1 protein-coding gene is annotated in these 536 nt (G+C 48.7%); it reads right to left on the reverse strand.

The features are described from left to right. Window positions 1-445, reverse strand: a 445-nt coding sequence (gene rsgA, locus R7O13_RS30365; protein ID WP_318305658.1) for a GTPase RsgA, incomplete at its 3' end; no start/stop codon positions are given. Window positions 446-536 lie beyond the last annotated feature (91 nt).

Below are 536 nucleotides of genomic sequence, written 5' to 3' on the forward strand. Positions count from 1 at the left end.
CTGCGGCCACTAAATAACGGTCGATAATGTTCAGTGAGAGCTCAGGCAAGACAGACGAGACAATCACCATCTGATCGATGTTTGCCGCAACTGGTTTGAGGCCGTCGTAGTAGTCTGGGCGAGTCAGCATTGATGTACGTGGCTCTACGGCTTCCACAACACCTGAGATGCCTGCCATTGATTCAAGACCTTCACGCCAGAGCACTCGGTCACCGGAAACCAGAGACTCAATGCCGCGACGTAGGTTACAGCGTTGAACCTCGCCAGTTTCTAAATCTTCGATGTCAGCGTGCTGGCCAAAGCGAGTAATCACTAGACCCTGTTTACTTGCGCCAAGCATGTTCTCATCCCATTGGATGGACTCTTCTTGCTTTTTTAGGCGTTTTTGTTGGTTGCTGCGTACGCGGCGCACCTGACCTTTGGTTAACTTTTTCTTCTTTGCCACAATGTTTTACTTAGTGAGTTAACTCAAGCGATTGAGCTCGTTCTCGGCTCAAGTTCGTGAGTATCGTGTTTCAAGTATTTTCAGGTATAGT

This window comes from Vibrio sp. Y176 (assembly GCF_033438945.1).